6 protein-coding genes are annotated in these 8869 nt (G+C 46.2%); all 6 read right to left on the bottom strand.

What is annotated here, in order from left to right; genetic code table 11:
- Positions 1-103 precede the first annotated feature (103 nt).
- Positions 104-1570, bottom strand: a complete 1467-nt coding sequence (locus D3H55_RS21570; RefSeq protein ID WP_119549378.1) for an NCS1 family transporter — start codon at positions 1568-1570, stop codon at positions 104-106.
- Between the two features lie 137 nt (positions 1571-1707).
- Complete coding sequence (hydA, locus tag D3H55_RS21575) at positions 1708-3135, bottom strand: dihydropyrimidinase (RefSeq protein ID WP_119549379.1); 1428 nt, start codon at positions 3133-3135, stop codon at positions 1708-1710.
- Between the two features lie 13 nt (positions 3136-3148).
- Positions 3149-4435, bottom strand: a complete 1287-nt coding sequence (preA, locus tag D3H55_RS21580) for an NAD-dependent dihydropyrimidine dehydrogenase subunit PreA (RefSeq protein WP_119549380.1) — start codon at positions 4433-4435, stop codon at positions 3149-3151.
- Positions 4436-4461: 26 nt separating this feature from the next.
- A complete protein-coding gene (locus tag D3H55_RS21585; protein ID WP_119549381.1) occupies positions 4462-5811 on the bottom strand; it encodes an NAD(P)-dependent oxidoreductase in 1350 nt (449 codons plus the stop codon).
- A gap of 191 nt (positions 5812-6002) precedes the next feature.
- Complete coding sequence (locus D3H55_RS21590; RefSeq protein WP_119549382.1) at positions 6003-6893, bottom strand: nitrilase-related carbon-nitrogen hydrolase; 891 nt, start codon at positions 6891-6893, stop codon at positions 6003-6005.
- A gap of 715 nt (positions 6894-7608) precedes the next feature.
- The gene (gene iadA, locus D3H55_RS21595; RefSeq protein ID WP_119549383.1) at positions 7609-8787 is read right to left on the bottom strand and encodes a beta-aspartyl-peptidase; all 1179 of its coding nucleotides are present in this window, start codon (positions 8785-8787) and stop codon (positions 7609-7611) included.
- Positions 8788-8869 lie beyond the last annotated feature (82 nt).

Consider the following 8869-nt stretch of genomic DNA (forward strand, 5'->3'; position numbering starts at 1 on the left):
CCTTCCTATAAGAAGTCCTTCGGGTTTGGCCATTCGCGCCCTCCTGATTAATTGATTTATACGATGCAGAGGCTGCCAAGGGACGCGCTATCATTAATGGGGATCAAACACCTTTTACAGCAGGTATTTCTTCCGTTACAATCTCAGGTTCAGCCGCTATTTCCCAATCCCGCCCTACAGATATGCCCAGATACTTGTCATCACTTGGATTCAAGAGCTCTGCCTGCTCATATTTTTTGAACCACCAGAATTTTGCCAGCACATAATAACAAATGGCACCGACACCAAAACCCACAAGGAATGAAAAGCTCGGGACGAAATAGGAAGCCACCCCGCCAAGGATCCAGGAAATGAAACCTGCCAAATTGATGCCGTTCATATATTTGAACTGGCCATTTTCTTCATAGAGATCCGGCACGTTCACCCGGCGCTTTCTGATAAAATAGTAATCTGATACAAGAATGCCGACAATGGCAGATAGTATCCCTCCTACAAATAAAAGGACGGGAATGATGATATCAAAAAGGTTCCACGGCTGAACAATAGTACCGACAACGCCTGCTGTGATGACACCTGCCCAAAACGGAAACTTCGGGCCTCCGACATTCGAGAAGATTGTTGCAGCAGGTACGATGTTTGCTGCGATATTCGTGGACCATTGTGCCAGTACGATCATCAACAGAAGCACCCCAAGAACGAAACCGCCTGCCGCTTCCTGAAGGGCAATGACAGGGTCATAATTTAGTACCGCAATATATGCGACAGCCCCAATCATCACCATGAAGGATTGAGTGATCGGTAAAGCGACCAGATTCCCGATGATGGCGCTCCTGTTTCGCTTAAACCAATTTTTCTCATATTTAGGCGCTCTCATATATCGTGATATTGAAGGTATGTCCGCTGCCAGTGTAGCCCAGAAGCCCATATTGCTGAATATGACAACGAGGAATGCAGTAAATGCCGCACCCCCTGTCACCGGACTCTCAACCCATGACCAGATATCCCTTCCCTGTACTGCTGCTGAATCAGATAAAGACGAGTACATCCATACAGAAATCAAAATAATCACCGGCGCGGCAAGATCGGCAAACCGTTCAACCGCTTTGATGCCAAGGGCTGTGTTGATCAACTGCAGTAAAGCAAAAATAAGGAAACAGATAAACCAGTTATCAAATCCAAATAAGATATTCAGAATCCCATTCATGGCGGTTGCACCGAAGAACGTATTGATCCCGAACCACATTGATGCCGCCAGGCCCCGTGTCACTGATGGGATATGTGTGCCGATCGTTCCAAATGGAGCTCTCATATAAACAGGGAATGACAACCCATGCTCAACCCCGATATCCCCTGTCAAGGTGATGAAAACCCCGATGGCCAACGATCCTATGACCGTCGCCAGAATAACCATTGGAAGCGGCAGGGAAATGACACCCGCTCCTCCGATCGCAAAGGTTGCCAGAACTACCACCATACCTACCCACATGAATGAATAGCCGATTTTGGTTATCTTTCTATCACTTTCCCTGATGGGCAATAAATCCGGTGACTTCAAATAGCTTTTCTTCACAATGAACACTCTCCTTCGTTTGCTTCTAAAGGCAAAACCTTACGATTCAAGAGAGGCAGGAACCCGGGTACATACTCCTCTGGACTGACTGCAGGAGCTGTTCAAGGAATAATGGCAATAATTAAATGTAAAAGGTACTAGGAATTGGCAGATTGGAAAGCCCCGTTCTCTTCTAATTGATGGCCGTACTTTGCTCTCTTTATATATTTTCCCATCCCGGTCTTCCCTGTGAACTGTTTGTTTTCCACTACAAATTCACCTCTCGATAGAACGGAAACCGGTTCGCCTTTCACCTTCATTCCCTCAAATGGATTGTAGTCTGCTGCCATATGATGTGTATCAGCAGAAAGGATTCTCTCTGCATTGGGATCAAAGATGACCAGGTCCGCATCTGACCCTACAGCAATCGTCCCTTTTTTAGGGTATAACCCAAAAAGCTTCGCACTTCGTGTAGACATAATATCAACAAACTGATTCAGGGAAATCCTTCCTTTGTCCACCCCTTCAGAAAATAATATGGATACACGGTCTTCAATAATCGGGCCCCCATTCGGAATCTTGGTGAAATCGCCTTTCCCAAGATCTTTCTGCCCTTCGAAATCAAAGGAGCATTGATCCGATCCCAACGTCTGCAGCTGACCGCTTTTCAGGGCATTCCACAAAACCTCCTGGTTCCATTTCTCCCGCAGCGGCGGCGACCAAACATATTTTGCTCCTTCAAAATTCGGCCTTTCAAGATAGGATTGATCAAGAACCAGATACTGAGGACAGGTTTCCCCCCAAACATTCAGGCCCTTGCTTCGCGCTGAGGCAATCTGATCAACCGCTTCCGCACAGGAAACATGAACAACATACAACTGGGAGTCTGCCAGTCCGGTTAATGTCGCGGCCCTTCCAGTCGCCTCACCTTCCAATTCCGGCGGCCTCGTTAAAGCATGATAAATCGGATCCGTATTCCCCTCACTTAAAGCTTTTTCGGTTAAGAATTCAATGACATCCCCGTTCTCTGCATGAACCATGACCAGGGCACCGAGATCTTTAGCAGCCACCAATGTTCTAAAAAGCGTTTCATCATCAGCCTGAAATACATTTTTATAGGCCATGAAAACTTTGAATGATGTGATGCCTTCTTTATCAATTACTTCCGGCAGCTGTTTCAGGACTTCCTCATTGATTTCCCCGATCATCAGGTGGAAGCTGTAATCAATGACAGCTTTTTCCCTTGATTTTGCATGCCACGTATCAATGGCCGTTTTCAGAGGCTCCCCTTTATCCGTCAGACAGAAATCAATCAGGGTCGTAGTACCCCCAAAAGCCGCAGCAATCGTGCCCGTCTCAAAGTCATCCTTCGATACTGTGCCACCAAACGGCATCTCCAGGTGGGTATGCGGGTCTACACCACCAGGAAAAATATAATTCCCCTCAGCGTCAATGACTTCTGCATCTTCACCAGCATGTTCAAGGTTCTTCCCTATTGCCGCAACCCTTCCTTCTTCGATAAGAATATCTGCCCGATACGTATCCGAAGCCGTCACAATTGTTCCATTCCGAATTATCTTTCTCATCTCTCCACCTCCATTATTTCACTGCGTCGATACCGCAGCCAGCAAGTTTCCCTACAGCATTCTGGCGTTCATTCCAAGTCATCGGCATATGTCCGCTTGGAACTTCGATCATATCAATAGCCCCATCGACAGGGCATACGATTGAACACAGATTACACCCGACACAATCTTCTTCCCTTACCTTAAGATAGTTGTTACCATTAGGATCTTTCAGCATATCGATGCACTGGTGAGAGGTATCTTCACAAGCAATATGGCACTTATTGCAGTTGATGCAGACATCTGTATTGATTTTTGCCACTACACTGTAGTTCAAATCGAGATTGCCCCAGTCGCTATATTTAGGAACAGATTTCCCTATAATATCCTGAACAGAAGCAATCCCTTTTCTATCAAGATAGTTATTCAGCCCGTCAATCATGTCCTCTACAATCCGGAAACCATGATGCATGGCAGCAGTGCATACCTGCACACCCGAAGCCCCCATCAGCATGAATTCGACGGCATCCTGCCAGTTGGAAACACCCCCCATTCCTGAAATCGGGACATTGATCCCCGGGTTCCTTGCACATTCCCCTACCATATTCAAAGAAATAGGTTTCACTGCAGGTCCGCAATAACCTCCGTGCGCCCCTTTTCCCGCTACATGCGGGATCGTGTTCCAAGTTTCCAGGTCAACCCCCGCCAAACTGTTAATAGTATTGATCATGCTCACCGCATCTGCGCCTCCCCGGACTGCTGCTGCCGCAGTGACGGTGATGTCGGTGATATTTGGTGTCAATTTAACAATTACCGGAGTAGCGGCGGCTTCTTTTACCCAATAGGTCTGCTTTTCCACCAGCTCAGGAACCTGGCCTGAAGCAGAACCCATCCCCCTTTCAGCCATTCCATGAGGACATCCGAAGTTCAATTCCAGCCCATCGACTCCAACCTCTTCAACTTTCTTGACTATTTCATGCCATTTCTCCTGCTTTGGCTCCACCATCAAAGAAGCGATGATCGCACGGTCTGGAAAGCGTTTCTTCGTTTCATGAATTTCCTTGAGGTTGACCTCTAACGGCCGGTCTGTTATCAATTCGATATTGTTAAATCCTGCTACTCTCTGCCCGTTAAAACTTACAGCCGCAAACCTTGATGAAACATTGATGATCGGCTCCCCCAGGGTTTTCCATACAGCACCGCCCCAACCAGCCTCAAATGCCCTCTGCACTTGATATCCCGAGTTTGTCGGCGGTGCAGATGCCAGCCAGAAAGGATTGGGTGATTCAATACCTGCTAAATCAATTGCTAAATTTGCCATTAGATCCCCCTCTATCTGCATTTAATTCAATGAACTTCAGCAAACTGATGATGCAGATGATAGGCTGCTTGTTTTCCTTGTTCTGCAGCGGTTACCACCATCGCTTCTCCTGTGCCTTTCCCAAAAACAATATCCCCGCAAGCAAATATCTTCGGATTGGAAGTCTGATAGGTCTCCCGGTCCACCTTGACGACTCCGTTTTGATGCTGAAGGCCGAACTGGTCGATAAGGGACAGATGCCTGGTCTGGCCGATGGCTTTGATGACTGCATCTGCAGGTAAAACAAATTCCGATCCATTAACGGGAACTGGCCTTCTCCGCCCATCATCCCCCTGCTCATCCAGTTCCATCCTGATACATTCGATTCCTGTCACCTTGCCTTCCTTGCTGCCAATGATCCTTTTGGGAGCTGTGAGCCAGCGGAATTCGACTCCATCCTGCTTTGCGAACTCATACTCAAAGTTGTATGCTGTCATTTCTGCTTGTGTACGGCGGTAAAGGATCTTCACATTATGTGCCCCTAACCGGACTGAACAGGTTGCTCCATCAATGGCGGTGTTGCCGGCACCAATTACAATCACTCTTTTGCCGATATATCCCTCCGGAAGCTTTCCGCTCTTGGTTGCTTTTACAAACTCTATCGCATCATGAACCCCTGCCAGTTCCTCTCCTTCAACTCCTAGATCCGGCACATGCGCCATTCCTGCGGCGAGAATGATGAAGTCATGTTGATGTGTTAACTCTTCAGCAGAAATATCCCTGCCGATTCTGGTATTCGTCTTGATCTCAACATTCAACTTTTTGACCTGATCGACTTCCCAGAAAGAAACTGACCGGGGCAGACGGAACGATACAATTCCATAGGTATTGAGTCCTCCTGCTTCTTTTTCCGCTTCATAAATCGTTACGGCATAACCGAACCTTGCCAACTCCCTTGCCGCGGATAAACCGGCCGGTCCTCCGCCGATGATTCCGACCGTCTTCCCATTTGGTTCACCAGCCTTAAAGAGAACCTCTTCATTATGCCTTGCCCAGTCTGTGGCATACCTTTGCAAATCACCGATCATGACCGGTTTAGTAGAGTGATTCAGCACACAAGCCCCTTCACAAAGTTCCTCTGTTGGACAAACACGCGAGCAGCTTGCTCCCACCGGGTTTGAGAGCATAATGGTTCTTGCTGAGCCCTTTAAATTACCTGAGGAAATCTTCTTAATAAATGATGGTATGTCAATCCCTGTCGGACATGCCTGGATGCATGGCGCATCATAACAGTACAAACAGCGGTTAGCTTCTTCTTCAGCTTCCCTGCTGGAAAAACCGTCTTTGGCTTCCAGGAAGTTATTCTCAAGATCAAGAAATGATAAACTAGTAGACACTTAGGCTTCCCCCCGTCCGCTTCTATATGATTAGTAAAACCGCATTTCATTCAAATATTTGGTACACAGCAGAAAATAAAGATTGCCGGCATTTTCTGAAAGAACCATTAAATGGGCAGCTAATAGATTTCAGTCTGAAAGGCAGACCTGGCGAATCCACCACATATCAGCCAGCCAAAAAAATTTTTTGTTCAAGGGAGCAGCGCCGTCATCTCACTATAGGTTTCAGGTCTGCGGTCACGATAGAACTGCCATGTATCCCTGACTTCCCTGATTAACTTCTTGTTCATCTCTCCAATGACCACTTCATCGCTGTCACGGCTTCCTATCGAGACAAAACTGCCGCGGGGATCAACAAGGTAGGACTGGCCGTAGAATTCTCCCATATTCCACGGGCCCTCATAGCCCACACGGTTGATTGCACCTAAATAGTAGCCGTTTGCAACGGCATGTGCCGGCTGTTCCAGCTTCCATAAATACTCTGAAAGCCCTGCTACCGTTGCTGATGGATTAAATACCACTTCCGCTCCTTTCAATCCCAGCAAACGTGCACCCTCAGGGAAATGGCGGTCATAACAAATGTACACACCGACCTTAGCGTACGCCGTGTCAAAGACAGGATAGCCAAGATTGCCGGGCTTAAAGTAGTATTTTTCCCAGAACCCATACCCTTTTTCCCCTACTCCGACGTGTGGAATATGCTGCTTCCGGTACTTTCCGAGATAAGAACCATCCGCGTCAATGACCGCAGCCGTATTGTAATATGTAGCAATCCCTTCCCTTTCATAAATGGGCAGGACAATGACCACCTTTAATTCTTTCGCTAAATCCTGAAATCTTTTTGTGGTCGGCCCATTGGGAATTTCCTCTGCGGAATCATACCATTTCGGGTTCTGTTCTGAACAAAAATACGGTCCATAGAATATTTCCTGCAGACAGATGATCCTGGCCCCCTTTTCCGCCGCCTCTTTAACCAATGCAACGTGTTTCTTGATTGCCGCCTCTTTATGAACCTCCACCGGTTCAATTCCATCAACATCATGTGCTGCCTGTATCAATCCGATTTTGACTTTATCCGCCATAATGATTCCCCCTCAAAGTTGATTTTTATAGAAAGCGCTTTCAATCCATCAGGGATATATTCAGCGCGATCCCGCATTCTCGTACCACTTGTCTGAATATTTAGGTAATTCACTTCATTTTAACTCTGGCAAGGAATGAAAACACTATACATTCTGTAACATGAGACCGTTAGTTGATTTGTCACTTTGTCATTTCATTTCTCTTTGGTCTTTACCTATCACCCTAGCACAGACAATTTACGAATTTTGTAAAACAAGCTCTGCAATTCAAAATTAAAATCCACGATTTCTCGACAGTTTGTCTGAATATCTGTTAATTTTACTCATGCACTATTGGTCTTCACCACGAAAAATCCGAATTTCCAACTAACCTTTACAAAGCGGGTACTACTAACTCATCTCTATAAAGCAGCCGCAACTTTATAGCAGGGAATAATACACACAAAAAACCCGGACAGGCAGTCCGGGTTTACTCACTAGGCTGATATACTGCAAAAATTTAAAAATCCATAAACAAATTTGTAAATAAAGATGAAAAAAGCTGGCCTCACGGTTGAACAATAACCCTTTCAGTATCCAAGGGGGGAATCCTCTTTTAGGGATCCTTCGTAAATACGCAATCATGCCACTCGAAAACAGTTTCCAAAAACGTCCCAAGTGAGGGATTCTTCTTGTCCTTCGATAAAGAATTAATTTAACAGCACGGTGAGGGCCTTCATTCAAACGTTCCCTTCACTACAGCCTTCCCTTTCTCGACCATTACTTTTCCTCTTGCCAGAACGGTCTCAACCTTTAAGGATCCGCGGTCCACAATCACCATGTCAGCATCTTTTCCTGCAGCAATCGAACCTTTTTGTTGAAGCTTTAATATCCTGGCCGGATTTGAAGTTATGACCTTGATGGCGGTCTCCAAAGGTATCCCTTCTGACAGGACGGCATCCCTTACTGCATTGAACAGACTTGATACATGCGCGACCTTCAGGCCCTTAAATCCTCCTTCCCCGTCAAATTCCGGAAGGCTGCCCTGCCCATCAGATGTAAAGGTGATGTTCTCAACCGGCACTCCATCATCAAGCATCCTCCTTAATCCTTTTCCGCATTGGACCTCGCCATCTTCAAGGAACTGTGGAATCGTGCTTGTCGTAAAGTCAACATACCCACCCTTAAGGGCATATTTAACTCCTTCCTCAAACAAATATGGATTTCGATTGATATGAGTGGGATAGAATTGTTTAATTGGTATATCTGTGTTTTCAATGACATCATAAATCAACTTCAGGCAGTCCCGGCTGTCTCCCAGGTGGACATTCACCACACCCGATTTGCCCGATAAGATTCCTCCAACCCTGGATTGGGAGGCAATCCTGGCCAATTCTTCCGCAGTCGGCTGCGAGGAACGATGATCAGCGATCGCTATCTCTCCAGTACCGATTATCTTATCAACAAGCAGGATATCATCTTCGATTTTACCTGTTAATGTCCTTACCGGCACCTGATAAGAACCGGTCTGGACAAAGCAGGTAATCCCCTCTTCATCAAGCCCTCGGGCTTTTGCGACAAGACTTGCCATCGTCCGGGTAGTGCCATCTGTCCCAATTACGCCGATCAAAGTTGTAATGCCGGATAGTGTTGCATCAGTCAGTTTGATTTCCGGGGTCCGGGTCTTGTATCCACCCTCTCCTCCCCCTCCGAGAATATGAACATGTGAATCAATGAATCCTGGCAGGACTGCCTTTCCTGCTGCATCAAATACAATGGTATTTTCAGCAAAGAATCCTTCCGGGATGTCAATTTTGTCTTCAATAAACCCAATTGAATCGTTGATGATCAATATATCTTTTCTGCCCAAGTACTCGGGAGAGTAGACTTCTCCATTCCGAATCAAAATCAACATGGTGTAAGCTCCTTTCAGTTAAACACTTTCCATTCAAGAGTTAAGACTTTCTAAATCCCTTAAATTTTATGTCTTTAATATT

Origin of the sequence: Bacillus salacetis (assembly GCF_003581585.1) — a bacterium.
Lineage (GTDB): Bacteria > Bacillota > Bacilli > Bacillales > Bacillaceae_B > Rossellomorea > Rossellomorea salacetis.